Source organism: Achromobacter sp. 46006 (assembly GCF_059761975.1).
In genome coordinates, this window is the sequence record NZ_JCBANN010000015.1 from 71,191 (window position 1) to 87,490 (window position 16,300).

Annotated in this window: 17 protein-coding genes; 7 read left to right on the forward strand and 10 right to left on the reverse strand. The window is 66.1% G+C overall.

From position 1 onward, the window contains the following. Positions 1 to 89: 89 nt before the first annotated feature. The 3 genes from thrC to alaC all read right to left on the reverse strand — a co-directional run bounded on the left by thrC (position 90) and on the right by alaC (position 4,294). Positions 90 to 1,499: a threonine synthase gene (gene thrC, locus AC6LKG_RS10640; RefSeq protein WP_498164286.1), complete on the reverse strand. Its 1,410-nt coding sequence runs from the start codon at positions 1,497 to 1,499 to the stop codon at positions 90 to 92. Between the two features lie 123 nt (positions 1,500 to 1,622). Beyond that, complete coding sequence (locus tag AC6LKG_RS10645) at positions 1,623 to 2,927, reverse strand: homoserine dehydrogenase (RefSeq protein ID WP_498164297.1); 1,305 nt, start codon at positions 2,925 to 2,927, stop codon at positions 1,623 to 1,625. A gap of 182 nt (positions 2,928 to 3,109) precedes the next feature. Then, the gene (gene alaC, locus AC6LKG_RS10650; protein WP_175132544.1) at positions 3,110 to 4,294 is read right to left on the reverse strand and encodes an alanine transaminase; all 1,185 of its coding nucleotides are present in this window, start codon (positions 4,292 to 4,294) and stop codon (positions 3,110 to 3,112) included. Positions 4,295 to 4,628: 334 nt separating this feature from the next. On the opposite strand from alaC, the gene AC6LKG_RS10655 reads away from it, so the two are divergent. The 3 genes from AC6LKG_RS10655 to AC6LKG_RS10665 are packed head-to-tail and all read left to right on the forward strand — an operon-like array spanning position 4,629 to position 7,314. After that, positions 4,629 to 5,090 carry an Mth938-like domain-containing protein gene (locus tag AC6LKG_RS10655; RefSeq protein WP_498164287.1) on the forward strand — a complete coding sequence of 154 codons (462 nt, stop codon included), beginning with the start codon at positions 4,629 to 4,631 and terminating at the stop codon, positions 5,088 to 5,090. Continuing rightward, positions 5,090 to 5,554: a peroxiredoxin gene (locus tag AC6LKG_RS10660; RefSeq protein WP_006388430.1), complete on the forward strand. Its 465-nt coding sequence runs from the start codon at positions 5,090 to 5,092 to the stop codon at positions 5,552 to 5,554. Before AC6LKG_RS10655 ends, AC6LKG_RS10660 begins: the two co-directional genes overlap by 1 nt. A 59-nt stretch (positions 5,555 to 5,613) precedes the next feature. Beyond that, positions 5,614 to 7,314, forward strand: a complete 1,701-nt coding sequence (locus tag AC6LKG_RS10665) for a PhoH family protein (RefSeq protein WP_498164288.1) — start codon at positions 5,614 to 5,616, stop codon at positions 7,312 to 7,314. Positions 7,315 to 7,455: 141 nt separating this feature from the next. Here AC6LKG_RS10665 and AC6LKG_RS10670 read toward each other — a convergent pair whose 3' ends face one another. From AC6LKG_RS10670 to AC6LKG_RS10700, 7 genes are all read right to left on the reverse strand, one after another. After that, entirely contained in the window at positions 7,456 to 7,587 is a 132-nt protein-coding gene (locus tag AC6LKG_RS10670; RefSeq protein ID WP_006388428.1) for an entericidin A/B family lipoprotein, read from the reverse strand. Positions 7,588 to 7,628: 41 nt separating this feature from the next. After that, positions 7,629 to 8,324, reverse strand: a complete 696-nt coding sequence (locus tag AC6LKG_RS10675; protein ID WP_498164289.1) for a fumarylacetoacetate hydrolase family protein — start codon at positions 8,322 to 8,324, stop codon at positions 7,629 to 7,631. Positions 8,325 to 8,406: 82 nt separating this feature from the next. Then, entirely contained in the window at positions 8,407 to 8,709 is a 303-nt protein-coding gene (locus tag AC6LKG_RS10680) for a Dabb family protein (RefSeq protein WP_498164298.1), read from the reverse strand. After that, entirely contained in the window at positions 8,709 to 10,586 is a 1,878-nt protein-coding gene (locus AC6LKG_RS10685; RefSeq protein ID WP_498164290.1) for an ABC transporter permease, read from the reverse strand. The genes AC6LKG_RS10680 and AC6LKG_RS10685 overlap by 1 nt, the downstream gene beginning before the upstream one ends. A 13-nt stretch (positions 10,587 to 10,599) precedes the next feature. Beyond that, positions 10,600 to 11,292 (reverse strand): ABC transporter ATP-binding protein, encoded by a 693-nt coding sequence (locus tag AC6LKG_RS10690; protein ID WP_498164291.1) that lies wholly within the window; start codon positions 11,290 to 11,292, stop codon positions 10,600 to 10,602. Continuing rightward, positions 11,292 to 12,053 (reverse strand): ABC transporter ATP-binding protein, encoded by a 762-nt coding sequence (locus AC6LKG_RS10695; RefSeq protein ID WP_498164292.1) that lies wholly within the window; start codon positions 12,051 to 12,053, stop codon positions 11,292 to 11,294. Before AC6LKG_RS10695 ends, AC6LKG_RS10690 begins: the two co-directional genes overlap by 1 nt. Before the next feature lie 10 nt (positions 12,054 to 12,063). Then, entirely contained in the window at positions 12,064 to 12,843 is a 780-nt protein-coding gene (locus AC6LKG_RS10700; protein WP_498164293.1) for an SDR family NAD(P)-dependent oxidoreductase, read from the reverse strand. Between the two features lie 218 nt (positions 12,844 to 13,061). Between AC6LKG_RS10700 and AC6LKG_RS10705 the strand changes: the two genes are divergently transcribed. From AC6LKG_RS10705 to AC6LKG_RS10720, 4 genes are all read left to right on the forward strand, one after another. Next, positions 13,062 to 13,460 carry a cupin domain-containing protein gene (locus tag AC6LKG_RS10705; protein ID WP_006388421.1) on the forward strand — a complete coding sequence of 133 codons (399 nt, stop codon included), beginning with the start codon at positions 13,062 to 13,064 and terminating at the stop codon, positions 13,458 to 13,460. 78 nt (positions 13,461 to 13,538) lie between these two features. Then, positions 13,539 to 14,750 carry an ABC transporter substrate-binding protein gene (locus AC6LKG_RS10710; protein WP_498164294.1) on the forward strand — a complete coding sequence of 404 codons (1,212 nt, stop codon included), beginning with the start codon at positions 13,539 to 13,541 and terminating at the stop codon, positions 14,748 to 14,750. Continuing rightward, positions 14,747 to 15,511, forward strand: a complete 765-nt coding sequence (locus tag AC6LKG_RS10715; RefSeq protein ID WP_498164295.1) for an SDR family NAD(P)-dependent oxidoreductase — start codon at positions 14,747 to 14,749, stop codon at positions 15,509 to 15,511. Before AC6LKG_RS10710 ends, AC6LKG_RS10715 begins: the two co-directional genes overlap by 4 nt. A gap of 14 nt (positions 15,512 to 15,525) precedes the next feature. Beyond that, a partial coding sequence (locus AC6LKG_RS10720; RefSeq protein ID WP_498164296.1) for an IclR family transcriptional regulator occupies positions 15,526 to 16,300 on the forward strand: 775 nt, incomplete at its 3' end.

The following is a 16,300-nucleotide window of genomic DNA, read 5'->3' on the forward strand; positions in this document are numbered from 1 at the left end:
GCATGTGGCCAAAATGCGTGAGAACGTAAAAAACCCCTCGCGGCACACACCGGCGAGGGGTTGCAACCCCATACAACCGCAAGCTGCCTTTACACCTTGGCGTGGGCCTCGATGAAACGGCGCACGGCGTCGGCGTCGCAGTCCATGACTTCGACGCGCTGCGGCAAGGATTCCAGGTTGGCCAGGTTGCCCGGCGGCGTGGCCGGACGGCCCAGCGCGGCCTCGATGGTTTCCGAGAACTTGGCCGGCAAGGCGGTTTCCAGCACCAGCATTGGCACGCCGGGCTCGACGTGCTCGCGCGCGACCTTGACGCCGTCGGCGGTGTGCGGATCGACCAGCACGCCGGTCTCGTCGTAAAGCGAACGGATCGTGGCCAGGCGGTCTTCGTGCGAGCTGGCGCCAGAGACGAAGCCGTACTGCGCCTCGAACTGCGGCTTGAGCGCCGACAGGTCGAAGAAACCATCGCGCGCCATGTCTGCCCACAGCGCCTTGACGCGGTCGGCATCGCGGCCGACCAGGTCGAACACGAAGCGCTCGAAGTTCGAGGCGCGCGAGATGTCCATCGACGGGCTGGAGGTGGCGTAGGTCTGTTCGGCCGGACGCGGACGGTAGACGCCGGTGCGGAAGAACTCTTCCAGCACGTTGTTCTCGTTGGTGGCCAGCACCAGCCGGCGCACCGGCAGGCCCATGCCGCGGGCAATGTGGCCCGACAGGATATTGCCGAAGTTGCCCGAGGGCACCGTGAACGAGACCTGCTGCCCCGGCTTGTCGGTGGCGCGCAGCCAGCCGTGGAAGTAGTACACCACCTGGGCGGCGATGCGCGCCCAGTTGATCGAGTTGACCGCGCCCAGGCGGTACTTGGCCTTGAAAGCCAGGTCGCCGGCCAGCGCCTTGACGATGTCCTGCGCTTGGTCGAACACGCCGCGCACGGCGATGTTGTGGATGTTCTCGTCCTGCAGCGAATACATCTGGGCGCGCTGGAACGCGCTCATGCGGCCGTGCGGCGACAGCATGAAAACGGCCACGCCGCGCTTGCCGCGCAGCGCGTATTCCGCCGCCGAACCGGTGTCGCCCGAGGTGGCGCCAACGATGTTGAGCGTGGTGCCGCGCTGGGTCAGCACGTACTCGAACACCTGGCCCAGGAACTGCATGGCCATGTCCTTGAAGGCCAGCGTCGGGCCTTCGGACAACCCCAGCAGCGACAGGCCGTTGTTGAGCGGACGCAGCGGGACGATGTCTTCGCTGTTGAAGATCTGCGAGGTGTAGGCGGCGCGGGTCAGGCGGCGCAGGTCCTCGGCCGGTATGTCGGTGGCAAAGCGCGACAGCACTTCGAACGCCAGGTCGGCGTACGGCAGGCCGCGCCACGATTCGAGCGTCTCGGCCGAAATCTGCGGCAGTTGCTCGGGCACAGCCAGGCCGCCGTCCGGCGCCAACCCTTCGAGCAGGATGTCGGAGAACGGCTGGGGCGCCATGCCCCCACGGGTTGAGATGTATTTCATATCAATGACTCCACAATGCGCTGCATCCAGCCTGGCCAGGCCGCGCGGAGCCGGCTCCGCCGGGCCGCTGCCGGCGCCCCCTTGAGGGGGAAGCGCCGCGGGCGCTTCGGGGGTGGGCCTTCCTCATGCCAAATGCTCCACGCGCAGGCGCGTGACCTTCGAACGGACGAACGGCAAGGTCTCGATGTGCTCGATGGCCTGGTTGACGTTGCCTTCCATCGCTTCGTGCGTCAGGAAGATGATATCCGCGCCGCCGATATGCGAGGGCTGCTGGATCATCGAGCCGATCGAGATCGAGCGGTCGGCGAGCAGGCGCGCGATATCGGCCAGCACGCCAGGCTGGTCGTCCACGCGCAGGCGCAGGTAGTAGGAGGTGCTGACCTGCTCGATCGGCAGGATCGGCGTGTCGGCCATGGCATCCGGCTGGAACGCCAGGTGCGGCACGCGGTTGCCCGGATCGGCCGTATGCAGGCGGGTCACGTCGACCAGATCGGCCACCACGGCCGAAGCGGTCGGTTCTTCGCCGGCGCCCTGGCCGTAGTACAGCGTCGGGCCGACGGCGTCGCCTTTGACCAGCACCGCGTTCATGGCGCCTTCGACATTGGCCAGCAGGCGCTCGGCCGGCACCAGCGCCGGATGCACGCGCAACTCGATGCCATCGGCGCGGCGCTTGGTGATGCCCAGCAGCTTGATGCGATAGCCCAGGCGCTCGGCGTGCTCGATGTCCTCGGCGGCCAGTTGCGAGATGCCTTCGATGTAGGCGCGATCGAACTGCACCGGCACGCCGAAGGCCAGCGAGGCCAACAGCGTCAGCTTGTGCGCGGCGTCGACGCCTTCCACGTCGAACGTGGGATCGGCTTCGGCGTAGCCCAGGCGCTGGGCCTCGGCCAGCACGTCGGCGAACGGCAGGCCGCGCGAGCGCATTTCGGACAAAATGAAATTGGTGGTGCCGTTGATGATGCCCGCGACCCACTGGATGCGGTTGGCGGTCAGGCCTTCGCGGATCGCCTTGATGATGGGGATGCCGCCGGCAACAGCGGCTTCGAAAGCCACCATCACGCCGCGCTCGGAGGCCGCGGCGAAGATCTCGTTGCCGTGCTTGGCCAGCAGCGCCTTGTTGGCGGTGACCACGTGCTTGCCGTTGGCGATGGCTTCCAGCACCAGCTCGCGCGCCAGGGTGTCGCCGCCGATCAGCTCGACCACGATGTCGATCTCGGGATCGCGCACCAGCGCGTGCACGTCGGTATCCACGGGCAGCGTGTCGCCGACGCGGGCGCGCGCCTTGGGCACGTCGCGCACGGCGGCGCGGGTCACTTCGATGCGGCGGCCGGCGCGACGCGCGATCTCTTCCGCGTTGCGCGACAGCACCGTCCAGGTGCCGCCACCGACCACGCCCAGGCCGAGCAAGCCCACTTTCATGGGATTCATCGCGGCGCCCTCGGCGGGCGGGCGTTGAGGGGAATTCATTTCATTTCTCCAAACACTCACGCAATAACGGCTGCATACAGTCCACGGGCGCCCTCCCCGAGCGGGATGCCGCGGATCCGGCTCCGCCGGTCCGCCAGCATGCCCCCCTGGGGGGAAGCGCCGCAGGCGCTTCGGGGGTGGACCTACAGCAAGCCGTCCTTGCGGAACATATCCTTGATGCCGCGCACCGCCTGGCGGGTACGCTGCTCGTTTTCGATAAGAGCGAAGCGCACGTATTCGTCGCCATACTCGCCGAAGCCGATCCCGGGGGACACGGCCACTTTCGCATCCGACAGGACGCGCTTGGCAAACTCCAAAGAGCCCATCGCCCGGTAGGGTTCGGGGATCTGCGCCCAGATGTACATGGACGCCTTGGGAATTTCCACATTCCAACCTGCTTCGTGCAGACCGCGCGCGAGCACGTCGCGGCGGCTTTGGTACTGCGCCACGATCTCGCTCACGCAATCCTGCGGGCCGTCCAGGGCGGCAATCGAGGCCACCTGGATCGGCGTGAACGTGCCGTAGTCGTGATAGCTCTTGATGCGCGCCAGCGCGCCGACCAGCTCGCGGTTGCCGACCATGTAGCCGATGCGCCAGCCCGCCATGTTGTAGCTCTTGCTCATGGTGAAGAACTCGACCGCGACATCGCGCGCGCCGGGCACCTGCATGATCGAGGGCGCGACATAGCCGTCGAAAGTGATGTCGGCGTAGGCCAGGTCGTGCACCACCAGGATGTCGTGCTCCTTGGCCAGGGCCACCACACGCTCGAAGAACGACAGGTCGACGCACTGGGCGGTCGGGTTGCTGGGGAAACCCAGCACCATCATCTTGGGCTTGGGGATCGACTCGCGCACGGCGCGCTCGAGTTCCTCGAAGAAGTCCACGCCCGGCGTCATGCGCACGGAACGGATGTTGGCGCCGGCGATGACCGCGCCATAGATATGGATCGGGTAGCTGGGGTTGGGCACCAGCACGGTGTCGCCGCGGTCCAGGGTGGCCAGCATCAGGTGCGCCAGGCCTTCCTTGGAGCCGATGGTGACGATGGCTTCGGAATCCGGGTCGAACTCGACCGCGTAGCGGCGCTGGTACCAGTCGCAGATGGCCTTGCGCAGGCGCGGAATGCCCTTGGACACCGAATAGCCATGGGTGGTCGGGCGGATGGTGGCCTCGACCATCTTGTCGACGATGTGCTTGGGCGTCGGGCCGTCGGGATTGCCCATGGACATGTCGATGATGTCTTCGCCGCGCCGACGGGCTGCCATCTTGAGCTCGCCGGTAATGTTGAAAACGTACGGGGGCAAACGCTCAATGCGAGAGAACTTCCTCATGATGGGAATCCTTAGGGGCGAAGGGGCAAAAATCCAGGGCGCGACAGCGCGAAGGGGAAACGGGCTCAAAAGCCGCGCCGGCACGGGTTTGCGGCGCAGCAAAACCCTGTAATCTAGCGCAAGGACGCCTGGGCGGCAAATGGAACGAAAATGGGGCCTGCCTGGGGACGGATTGGGCGGCCGGGACGCCGCCCGCATGCGGCGCCATGCCGTGGGGGCGACCGCATGCCGCAGGGCGGCGCGTGAACGCAACGCGTCAGCCGTGGGGTATTCCCTTTGCAACATCTGGCCATCCCGATGCGCTATTATCGGAACCATAAAGCCGGAGTATTTATTGAAGCTGCATACCGATCCTGCGACGGCCGCCCTGAACACCGTCACCGCTTACGGTGATGGCTATATCGAGGTCAACCAGGTACGTTTTTCCTCCTCGGTCGCTTTTGGCCCCGAAGGCGAAGTTACCCCTTGGCCCGTTCAGTCGCCGGCCGACATCACCCCCACCCTCTTGCGCCAGGCGGCCGGATTGTCCGAACCCGTGCGCGACCCGCTGGCTTTCCTGGACGAACCTGAAGCCACCCCCAGCCGCCCGGCCAATGCGCCCGAAGTGCTGCTGGTGGGCACGGGCGGCCGGCAGCAGTTCCTGCGTCCCGACGTGCTGCGTCCCCTGTTGGCGGCGGGCATCGGCGTGGAAATCATGGACACCCACGCCGCCTCGCGTACCTACAACATCCTGATGGCAGAGGGCCGGCGCGTGGTCGTCGCCCTCATCCCCCCCAACGGAGAACCCCAGACATGATGATGCCCATCATCGGCAAGCCCGCCCCGCTGTTCACCGCTGAAAGCACGATCGGGCCGATCAGCCTGGAGCAGTGCCAGGGCCGCGCCGTGATCCTGTACTTCTACCCCAAGGACAACACCCCTGGCTGCACCACCGAAAGCCAGGACTTCCGCGACCTGCATGCCGACTTCCTCTCGGCCAGCGCCGTGGTGGTCGGGATCTCGCGCGACTCTCTGAAGTCGCACGAGAACTTCAAGGCCAAGTACGAGCTTCCTTTCCCCCTCATCTCCGACGCCGACGAAACCGTGTGCAACCTGTACGGCGTCATCAAGCAGAAGAACATGTACGGCAAGCAGGTGCGCGGCATCGAGCGCAGCACCTTTCTGATCGATGCGTATGGCGTGCTGGTGCAGGAGTGGCGCGGGGTGAAGGTGCCCGGCCACGCCAAGGAAGTCCTGCAGGCCGCCAAGAGCATCGGTTAAGCCGTGCACAGGAATACCCGTCAGGTGCCATAGCCGGCCCACACTGGAGAGTGACGCATATGCCGCTTCCGAAGTTGCCCACCCGCCCCGCAGCCATCCTGACCTTCCCCTCGGGCGATAGCGCCCGGGCGCAGGCCCGCACCACCAAGGCCGCCGCTGCGCGGTCGAACACCCAGGCCGCCCTGGCCGAAGACGACGAGGACGAGCTGCAGGTGCAGCCCGAGCTCGACGGCATCGCCCATCCCGCCCGCAAGGCGCAGATCCCGGCCCGCCAGGTGCCGCCGCCGGCACCCGCCGCTCCGGCGCCACGCGCCCAGGCACGCCAGCCCAAGGCCGCCACGGCCCCGGCCAAGCGCGCCAAGCCACGCGCCCAGAACGAGCCGCGCAAGCTGTTCGTGCTGGATACCAACGTGCTGCTGCACGACCCCAGTTCGCTGTTCCGCTTCGAAGAGCACGACATCTTCCTGCCGATGATGACGCTCGAAGAACTGGATCACCAGAAAAAGGGCATGTCGGAAGTGGCGCGCAACGCCCGCCAGGTCAGCCGCTCGCTCGACTCCCTGGTGCAGGACGCAACCCAACTGGACGAAGGGCTGGAACTGGCCAAGCTGGGCAACAAGGACGCCACCGGGCGCCTGATGTTCCAGACCACCGCCATCCACAGCACCCTGCCCTCGGACCTGCCCATGGGCAAGGCCGACAACCAGATCCTGGGCGTGGTGCGGGCCCTGCAGGAAAAATACCCGCAGCGCGAAGTCGTGCTGGTGTCCAAGGACATCAACATGCGCCTGAAGGCGCGCGCGCTGGGCATGGCCGCGGAAGACTACTTCAACGACCACGTCCTGGAAGACTCGGACCTGATGTACTCGGGCGTGATGCAACTGCCCGAGGATTTCTGGAACAAGCACGGCAAGGACGTCGAATCCTGGCAACAGGGCGGCACCACCTTCTATCGCATCCACGGCCCGCTGTGTTCGCAGTTCGTGGTCAATCAGTTCGTCTACTTCGAAGGGCAGATGCCCCTGTACGCCCAGGTGCGCGAGGTCAGCGGCAAGATGGCGGTGCTGGCGACGCTGCGCGATTACACCCATGGCAAGAACAACGTCTGGGGCATCACCGCGCGCAACCGCGAGCAGAACTTCGCCATGAACCTGCTGATGAACCCGGAATGCGACTTCGTGTCGCTGCTGGGCCAGGCGGGCACGGGCAAGACGCTGCTGGCGCTGGCCGCCGGCATCACCCAGGTGCTGGAGACCAAGCGCTACACCGAGATCATCATGACCCGCGTCACGGTGCCCGTCGGTGAAGACATTGGCTTCCTGCCCGGCACCGAGGAAGAGAAGATGCTGCCCTGGATGGGGGCGCTGGAAGACAACCTCGACGTGCTGAACATGGGCGAAGGCGAAGGCAACGGCGATTGGGGGCGTGCCGCCACCATGGACCTGATCCGCTCGCGCATCAAGGTCAAGTCGCTGAACTTCATGCGCGGCCGCACCTTCCTGAACAAATACCTGATCATCGACGAGGCCCAGAACCTGACGCCCAAGCAGATGAAGACGCTGGTGACGCGCGCCGGTCCCGGTACCAAGGTGATCTGCCTGGGCAACATCGCCCAGATCGACACCCCCTACCTGACCGAGGGCAGCTCGGGCCTGACCTATGTGGTCGACCGCTTCAAGGGTTGGCCGCATTCGGGCCACGTGACCCTGCAACGCGGAGAACGCTCACGCCTGGCCGACTACGCGGGGGATGTGTTGTGAGGCCCCCACGCAGCGCCCCCCGCGTCGGCTAGCAGCCTTGCCGGGGGGCGCGGTTTCCCCATGGCGCGAGCCGGCGCGGAAAGCGCCAAAGAAAAAGCCCCTTGAGCGATCAAGGGGCTTTTTGTCACCTGGGCCGGACGATTACTTGTCGGCGGCATTGGTGATGGCGTTGCCGGCCCGCGACATGTCCTTGCCCATGCCCGCCACGGTATTGCAACCGGCGAGCACGAAGCCGAACACGACGAAGGCGGTCAGCACGATCTTGCTGCGCATGCTGGCGCTCCTGAAGTGAAGAAACGGTTCCGGGACGTACTTTAAACGATCTGGACGCGAAGTTCGCCCAGGCCTTCCACGCCACCCGTGATGACGTCGCCCTGCACCACCGCGCCCACGCCCTCCGGCGTGCCCGTGAAGATGATGTCGCCGGGCTGCAGCTCGAACAGCCCCGACAGGTACGCAATGCTTTCGGGGATGTTCCAGATCATCTGGGAAATGTCGCTGGCCTGCTTGCGCTGGCCGTTCACGTCGAGCCAGATGACGCCCTTGTCGAGCGTGCCGACCACGCTGCGCGGGTGGATCGGCCCCATGGGCGCCGACAGGTCGAAGGCCTTGCCCACTTCCCAGGGACGGCCCTGCTTCTTCATTTCGCCTTGCAGGTCGCGGCGGGTCATGTCCAGGCCCAGGGCATAGCCCCACACGCAGTCGTTGGCCTGCTCCACCGGAATGTCGCGGCCGCCCTTGCCCAGCACCACCACCAGCTCCATTTCGTAGTGCAGGTTGGAGGTCTTGGGCGGGTACGGCATCTTGCCGGTCTCGCCGTCGGCCACGCTCAGCACGGCATCGGCTGGCTTGCAGAAGAAGAACGGATCTTCACGGCCGGTGAAGCCCATTTCCTTGGCATGCTCGGCATAGTTGCGGCCGACACAGTAGACGCGGCGCACCGGGAACAATGCGGCGCTGCCGGCAACGGGAACCGCGGTTTGCGGCTGGGGAGGCAATACGTAGTCCATGGTCTATCAACCTATGACGGGTGGAACGGTCCGGTGGCAAAAAATCATTCGCGAGTGTAGCCCTTTCCGGAACAGGGAATATTCAGGGGTTTGTAGGGATTTCCCCGTCGTACACCACGATGCGCTCGATGAAGCCGGCCATGTAGGCCTTCATTTCCTGGTGCGCGGAGGACACCTGGTAGCGCTCGTGCGCCGCGGCATCGCGGAAACCCGCCACCACGGCATGGGTCAGGCCATCCGAACGGCTGGCCGCATTGGGCCGGAAAGCATAGAGCGCCACCCCGTCGCACTCCGCCAGGATGCGGGCGCAGTATCCCTGCACCCGGTCATGGAAGCGCGCATCGGCTGCGCCGGACAGTTGCAACATCACCACATGCAGGAACATCATGACTCCTTTTTCGCGCCAGCCAAGGCCAGCCAGGCGCGCGACACCAGCCCCATGATGCCGTCGCGGAACAACAATACGCAGAGGATGAAGATGGCGCCCTGCACGATCAGCACCCAGGACCCGAGCGGCGCCAGGTAATTCTGCAGCGACACGAAGGTGAAGGCACCGGCCAGCGGCCCGAACACGGTGCCAATCCCGCCCAGCAGCGCCATCAGCACCACCTCGCCATTGGCATGCCAGTGCACGTCGGTCAGCGAAGCGACGCCGAACACCAGCACCTTCAGGCCGCCGGCCAGGCCCGCCACCGAGGCCGATAGCGTGAAGGCCAGCAGCTTGTAGCGCGAGGTCGAATACCCCAGCGAACGGGCGCGCTGTTCGTTGTCGCGCACCGAACGGATCACCTCGCCGAATGGCGAATTCAGCACCCGCAGCACGAAGGCATAGCCGAGCGCGAACACCGCCAGCGTGAAGTAGTACATCGGCATCACGCTGTCCAGGTCGAACAGGCCGAACAGCTTGCCGCGCGGCACGCTCTGCAGGCCGTCCTCGCCCCCGGTGAAGCCGGCCTGCACCGCGATGAAGTACACCAGTTGCGACAGCGCCAGCGTGATCATGGCGAAGTAGATGCCCTGGCGCCGGATCGCGATGGCGCCGAACGCCAGCCCCAGCAAGCCGCCGGTCAGCACCCCGGCCAGCAGGCCCAGTTCCGGCGTCGCGCCCAGCAGCTTCATGACGATGCCGGTGGCGTAGGCCGCCGCGCCGAAGAAGGCCGCATGGCCGAACGACAACAGGCCGACATAGCCCACCAGCAGGTTGAAGGCCGCGGCGAACAGCGCGAAGCACAGCACCTTCATCAGGAACGTGGGGTAGACGAACCAGGGCGCGGCCAGCGCCACCACGGCCAGGCCCGCCATGCACACGCGCATGGCGCGGCGGCCGAGTTGCACTGGCTCGCGCGTGGCTTCGGCCGCCAGCACGTTCTGCACCTGCAGCGGCTTGCCGAACAGGCCGGCCGGCTTGCACAGCAGCACCAGCACCATGATGAGGAAGATCGCCAGGTTGGCGGCCTCCGGATAGAACACCTTGGTCAGCCCTTCGATGATGCCCAGCCCGAAGCCGCTGACGATGGCGCCCATGATCGAGCCCATGCCGCCGATCACCACTACCGCGAACACCACTACCACCAGATTCGAGCCCATCATCGGGCTGACCTGGTAGATGGGCGCGGCGATCACGCCCGCCACCGACGCCAGCGCCACGCCCAGCGCGTAGGTCAGCGTGATCAGCAGCGGCACGTTGATGCCGAACGAGCGCACGATGGTGGGATTCTCGGTCGCGGCACGCAGCATGGCGCCGACGCGGGTCTTCTCGATCAGCACCCATACCGCCAGGCACAGCACCAGCGACACCACCACCGCCCAGCCGCGATACCAGGGCAGGAACATGAAGCCCAGGTTGACGCCGCCCGTCAGCGCCTTGGGGATGGTGTACGGCAAGCCCGACACGCCATACGCCTGGCGCAGCCCGCCCTCGATCAGCAGGGCGATGCCGAAGGTCAGCAGCAGCCCATACAGATGGTCCATGCGGTAGGTGCGCGAGATCAGCGCACGCTCGACCACGATGGCGAACGCGGCCATGATGAGCGGCACCAGCACCAGCGCGGCCCAATAGTTCACGCCCAGATAGTTGAGCAGCATCCAGGCCAGGAACGCGCCCGCCGTGTACTGCGCGCCATGGGCGAAGTTGATGATGTTCAACAGGCCGAAGATCACCGCCAGCCCGATCGAGAGCAAGGCGTAGAACGAACCGTTGATCAGGCCGAGCAGGAGCTGGCCGAACAGTGCCGAGGACGGCACGCCGAAAATTTCGAACACAGGATTCTCCCCTTCAGACACCCAGGCGGCGCGCGATCCGCTCTGGATCGATGCGCGCCTCCTGCGCCGACAACTGATCGACCACGCGGCCATGCTCCATCACGTAGTGGCGATCGGCCACCTTGGTGGCGAAGCGGAAATTCTGCTCGACCAGCACGATGGTGAAGCCGCGCGCCTTGAGCGTGCGGATGGCCTGCCCGATCTGCTGCACGATCACTGGCGCCAGGCCCTCGGTGGGCTCGTCCAGCAGGATCAACTGGGCGCCGGTGCGCAGGATGCGGGCGATCGCCAGCATCTGCTGCTCGCCGCCCGACAGATTGCCGCCGGAGCTGCCGCTACGCTCTTTCAGATTGGGAAACAGGGCGTAGATCTCGTCCAGCGACATGCCGCCTTCGGCCAGGCGCGGCGGCAGCAGCAGGTTTTCGGTCACATCCAGGCTGCGGAACACCGCCCGTTCTTCCGGGCAATACACCACGCCCAGCCGCGGGATGCGGTGTGGCGCCATGCCCACGGTTTCCTGGCCGTTCAGCCGGATCGACCCGCGCCGCTTCTCCAGAATGCCCATGACGGCGCGCAGCGTGGTGGTCTTGCCGGCGCCGTTGCGCCCCAGGATGGTAACCAGTTCGCCGCGCCGCACTTCGATGTCCACGCCATGCAGCACATGCGACTCGCCATACCAGGCGTTGAGGTTCTTGATCGAGAGCATCAGTCGTCCCCCTCGTCCGCGCCCATGTAGGCGGTGATGACGCGCTCGTCGCGCGACACCGTGGCATAGTCGCCCTGGGCCAGCACCGCGCCGCGCGCCAGTACCGTGATGGAATCGGACAGGTCCGCCACCACCGACAGATTGTGTTCCACCATCAGGATGCTGCGATTGGCCGAAACCCGGCGGATCAACGCCGCGATGCGGGCCACGTCTTCCTGGCCCAGGCCGGCCATGGGCTCGTCCAGCAGCATCACATCGGGCTCCAGGGCCAGCGTCATCGCGATTTCCAGCGCCCGTTTGCGGCCATAGGGCAACAAGGCCGCCGTGGTGTCGGCCAGGCCCGCCAGGCCGACCGCCTCCAGCAGGGCCAGGCCCTGGTCGTTGAGCCGATCGACGCTGCGGCGGCTGCGCCAGAAACGCATGCCGTCGCCGTGCTGGCGCATCAGCGCCACGCGCATGTTCTGCAACACGGTCAGTCCCAGGAACACTGCCGATATCTGGAACGAGCGCACGATGCCCAGGCGCGCGATCTGCTCCGGCGCCAGCGCGGTGATGTCGCGGCCGCGATAGTGGATCACGCCCTGGTCGGGCGCCAGGAATTTGGTCAGCAGGTTGAAGCAGGTGGTCTTGCCGGCGCCGTTGGGACCGATCAAGGCATGGATGGAACCTTCCCGCAGGGCCAGGGACACGCCGTCGACGGCATTGAAGCCGCCAAACCGCTTGACCAGCCCCTGGGCGGACAGAACCGCTTGGGTGCTCATGGCCATCCTCCTACATGCGGGCCAGCAGGCCGCCGTCAATGGCCAGCACATGGCCGTTGACGAACGAGGCGCCAGGCGAGGCCAGGTAGACCACGGCCGGCGCGATATCCTCCGGCGTGGCCCAGCGCCCCGCCGGCACCGCGGTCGACAGGAAAGACTGGAACTGCGGATTGTCCTGCAGCCCCTGGGTGAAATCGGTGCGCACAAAGCCCGGCGCCAGCGCATTGCAGGTGATGCCGCTGGCGCCGTACTCGACCGCCAACGCCCGCGTGAACGCCGCGATCGCGCCCTTGGCGGTGGCGTAGGCGGCAATGTTCGGCATGGTGGCCTGGCCCGCGACCGATGACATCAGCACGATGCGGCCGAAGCCGCGCGCCGCCATCGCCGGCAGCACCGCGCGGGCGCAATGGAAGGCGCCGTTGACGTGCACGTTCTGCAGCGCCTGCCATTCGGAGGGCGTCATGTCGACCACCGGCTTGCGGTTCTGATTGCCGGCGTTGCTGACCAGCACGTCGATGGCGACGCCATCGGCTTCCAGTCGCGCCACGGCGCGTTCCACGGCGGCGCCGTCGGCCACGTCGAACACGGCGCTGCGCGCGGCGATGCCGGCCGCGGCCAGCCGTTCGCAGGCGGCATCGCAGGAAGCCTGCGACAGGTCGTTGATCACCACGCCGGCGCCGGCCTGGCCCAGCCCGGCCGCGATGGCGAAGCCCAACCCGCGCGCGCCCCCCGTTACCAGCGCAGTGCGCCCGGCCAGCCCGAAGGTCTGGCCCAGATAGTCCTGATTCACAGCTTGTCTCCTTGTTTTATCGGCGCCTGATCTCTAGCGGCATGCGCACCGGGATGACTCCCTTGACGCGTGCTCCCCCTGGGTCAGGCCCGTGTCGCTCCGCTTCCCTTGCTGGAAAACGTGATTGACATAAATCTCAATATACGCGACTATTTTTAAACACTCAATAACAAGATTTTTAGTTTTTCTTCCATAACGAGTTCTGGCTAGGAGACATCATGGCCCTCGAAACCCCTGGCTGCCCAGCGGCCAACGCGCTGCCGCCGCTGGCGTCGCGCTTCCTGAAAGTGGACGAATTGCCCTGGAAACCCACCCAGGTGGCAGGCATCGACATGAAGGTGCTGATGCAGGACAAGGAATCCGGCCTGCTGACCGCCCTGTTCCGCTGGCAGCCCGGCACCGAGCTGCCGCTGCATGAACATGTCGAAGTCGAGCAGACTTATGTGCTGGAAGGCTCGATCGTCGACGCCGAGGGCGAAGTGCGCGCCGGCGATTACGTCTGGCGCCCGCGCGGCAACCGCCACGTGGCGCGCGCGCCCCACGGCGCGCTGGTACTGAGCTTCTTCCTGAAACCCAATCTGTTCATCGACGCCTACGCCGGCCAGACGCTGGAATAGGCATCACCCCGGCAAGACCCGCGCGACCGTCCGGCACAGGGCGGCGCGCCCAGACATAAGCCCCCGAGGAGACAAACCATGAAGACCCGTTTCAAGCATTGCCTGGCCGCCTGCGCGCTGGGCACGGTAGCGCTGTCGGCCCAGGCCCAGGTATCGGACGACGTCGTCAAGATCGGAGTGCTGGGCGACCAGTCCGGCATGATGGCCGACCTGTCCGGCAAGTTCGGCGTCGAAGCCGTGAAGATGGCCGTCGAGGATTTCGGCGGCAAGGTGTTGGGCAAGCCGATCGAGGTGATGTCGGCCGACCACCAGAACAAGGTGGACATCGGCGTGTCGATCGCCCGCCGCTGGTACGAGAATGATCAGGTCGACTTGATTTTGGACGTGCCCAACTCCGCCATCGCCCTGGCGGTGCAGGACCTGACCCGGCAAATGAAACGCGTAGTGATCTTCACCAGCGCCGGTTCGGCCGACCTGACCGGCAAGGCCTGCTCGCCCAACGGCATGCACTGGACCTACGACACCTATGCCTACGCCACCGGCGTGGCCAACGGCGTGATGGAAGACGGCGGCAAGAGTTGGTACTTCATCACCTCCGATTACGCCTTCGGCCATTCGCTCGAACGCGACGCCATGGCGGTGGTCAAGGCCAACGGCGGCCAGGTGCTTGGCAGTGTCCGCCATCCCATCGCCAGCGCCGATTTCTCGTCGTTCCTGCTGCAGGCGCAGGCCTCCAAGGCCCAGGTGATCGGCCTGGCCAACGGCAGCGGCGACACCATCAACAGCATCAAGCAGGCCTTCGAGTTCGGCATCATGGGCAGCAAGCAGCGTGTCGCCGCCCTGTTCATGAGCATCGTCGACGTGCGCAGCGTCGGGCTGGAATACGCCCAGGGACTGAACTTGGTGGAACCGTTCTACTGGGACCAGGACGACAAGGCGCGGCAATGGTCCGAACGCTTTTTCAAGCGCACCGGCCGCATGCCATCGATGGTGCAGGCCAGCAACTACAGCGCCACCATGCACTACCTGAACGCGGTCAAGGCGGCCGGCACCGATGCCTCCGAGGCCGTGATCAAGAAGATGCATGACACCCCCATCAACGACTTCATGACCGAGAACGGCCTCATCCGCGAGGATGGCCGCGTGATGCGCGACCTGTACCTGTTCCAGGTGAAGAAGCCGTCCGAATCCAAGCGCGACTGGGACTACTACAAGCTGGTGCGCAAGATTCCCGCGGCGCAGGCGTTCCGGCCGCTGGACCAGGGCGGCTGCGCGCTGGTGAAGCCATGAGCGGCGGCGCGCCCGGGTTGCTGGCCGGCAAGCGCGCCGTGGTCACGGGGGGCGCCAACCCCCGTGGCATCGGCGCGGCCGTGGTGGCGCAATGCCTGGCGCAAGGCGCCAGCGTCGCCGTGCTGGACCGCGACTACGCCGAAACCGGCGGCGCCGCGCTCGCCGATGGCCGCATCAACCTGCATTGCGACATCGCCAGCGCCGCGTCCTGCGAACAGGCCGTCGCACTGGCGGCGCGAGCGCTGGGCGGCATCGACGTGCTGGTGAACAACGCCGGCATCGTTGCCGCCACCCGCATCTGGGAGCTGCCCGAAGACGAGTTCCGCCGCATGATCGACGTCAACCTGACAGGCACCTACAACGTCACCCGCGCCGCCCTGCCGCGCCTGCTGGAAAGCGACCGCGGCCCAGCCATCGTCAACTTGGGGTCGACCGCGGCGCTGCGCGGCGGAGGCCTGCTGGGCGGTTCGCACTATGCCGCCTCCAAGGGCGGAGTGATCAGCTTCACCAAGGCGCTGGCGCGGGAGCTGGGTCCACGCGGGGTCCGTGCCAACTGCGTGGCGCCCGGCATCATCGAGACTGACATGACGCTGGGAAAATTCGGCGAAAATTGGGAACAAGAACTCAAACAGGGCATTCCATTGCAACGCTTCGGCACACCCGCCGATGTGGCGCGGGCCATTCTGTTCCTGGCCTCGGACTTGTCCTCCTACTCAACCGGCATCGTGGTCGACGTCAACGGCGGCTTCCACATTCACTAGGCGCGTCAGCAGCAATGAGCACTCCCGATCGCATGTTGTCCATTCTCGATCTCTTCCGCGACGACACCACCGCCGCGTTCCAGGAGGACGTCATGGCGCATCTGGAGTGCTCGCGCGCCACCGCCTACCGCTATCTCAAGTCGCTGACCGAGAGCGGCCTGCTGGCGCCGACCGCCGGCGGCGCCTATGTGCTCGGTTCGCGCATCATCGAGCTGGACCGGCACCTGCGCCGCCACGATCCGCTGATGCGGGCGGCGCGCGAGGTCATGCGCGCAACCGGCGACGAGCTCAACGCCAATCTGATGCTGTGCAGCTACTACGGCGACAAGGTCATGTGCGTGGACCGCTACTGGACCGACCATTCCATCGAATCCAGCTACGCGCGCGGCCGGCCCTTCCCGATGTTCCGCGGCGCCACCGCCAAGCCTATCCTGGCCAACCTGCCGCCGTACCAGTTGCGCAACCTGATGCTGTGGCACGCCGCCGAGATCCGCGAGGCCGGGCTGGGCGAGGATTGGGATGCCTTCCGCGCCAACCTCAAGCAATTGCGCGCGGCCGGCGTCTGCGTCTCGCACGGCGAGGTCGATCCGGGATTGATGGGGATCGGCTCGGCGATCTTCACGCCGGACCAGAAGGTGGTGGGCAGCCTGGTGTTCATCGCCGCCGAGGCCCGCACGCCGGCCAAGCGGCTGGCGCTGCTGCAAGAACGCATCCAGGCCGCGGCGGCCCAGGTCACGCAGAACCTGCAGGGCCTGCAAGACAACGGCGCGGCGGCGATCGGCATCATGC